The organism is Streptomyces sp. NPDC057486, assembly GCF_042802415.1.
Lineage (GTDB): Bacteria > Actinomycetota > Actinomycetes > Streptomycetales > Streptomycetaceae > Streptomyces > Streptomyces yanii.
This window is the reverse complement of record NZ_JBHVEE010000331.1, coordinates 1-1,160: the sequence shown is the minus strand read 5'-3', so window position 1 is coordinate 1,160 and position 1,160 is coordinate 1. Positions and strand designations below refer to the sequence as shown.

1 protein-coding gene is annotated in these 1,160 nt (G+C 66.7%); it reads right to left on the bottom strand.

What is annotated here, in order from left to right; translation table 11 throughout:
* Entirely contained in the window at positions 1 to 1,041 is a 1,041-nt protein-coding gene (locus ACFU6I_RS48710) for an IS630 family transposase (protein WP_384381058.1), read from the bottom strand.
* Between the last annotated feature and the right edge of the window lie 119 nt (positions 1,042 to 1,160).

The window sequence follows — 1,160 nt, the reverse complement described above, 5'->3', positions numbered from 1 at the left end:
CTAGTGTCCTGCGCCAGAGATCCGTCGGCAGAAGCGGGCGAGGGATTCGAGGATCTCCTCGGCGGTCTTCGTCCAGATGAACGGCTTGGGGTCCTCGTTCCAGTCCTTGACCCATGCCCGGATATCGGCTTCCAGGGCCTGGATGTTCTTGTGCGCCCCACGACGGATCATCTGGTGGGCCAGGTAGCCGAACCACCGCTCGACCTGGTTGATCCAGGACGAGCCGGTCGGGGTGAAGTGCAGCTCGAACCGCGGGTGTCTGGCCAGCCAGGCCTTGATCGCAGGGGTCTTGTGGGTGCCGTAGTTGTCCACGATCAGGTGGACCTGCAGATGAGCGGGCACCTCCTTGTCGATCCGGATCAGGAACTTCTTGAACTCCACGGCCCGGTGCCGACGGTGCAAGGAGGTGATGACCTGCCCGGTGGCGACGTCGAACGCGGCGAACAAGGTGGTCAGGCCGTTTCGGACGTAGTCGTGGGTGCGCCGCTCGGGCATGCCCGGCATCATCGGCAGCACCGGCTGGGACCGGTCCAGGGCCTGGATCTGCGACTTCTCGTCCACCGAGAGCACCACCGCCCCCTCGGGCGGGTTGAAGTACAGGCCCACGACGTCGTAGACCTTCTCCACGAACAGCGGGTCGGTCGACAGCTTGAAGGTGTCCGCCAGATGCGGCTTGAGCTGGAACCGCCGCCAGATCCGGCCCACGGTCGACTTCGACAGACCGCTGTGCTCGGCCATCGATGTCCGCGACCAGTGGGTGGCGTTCTTCGGCAGCTGTTCCAGCGTGGTGACCACCACCGCTTCCACCTGATCGACGCTGATGGTCGGCGGCCGGCCCGGCCGGGGCTCGTCGGCCAGCCCGTCCAGCCGCTCAGCAAGGAAGCGCCGCCGCCACTTGCGGACGGTGTCCGCGGCCACCCCCAGATCCCGGGCGACCGCGACAATCGGCGGCGCCTCCGGCCCCGCACACGCCAGCACAATCCGCGCCCGCAGGGCCAGCGCCTGGGCCGATGTCGCCCGACGCGTCCACCGCTCCAACATCGCCCGCTCGTCATCACACAGCAGCAACGGTTCCAGCTTCGGGCCCCGACGAGGAACTGACGCACCAGCAGCAGAAGTCACGCAACTACTAACGATCAACTACTGGCGCAGGACACTAG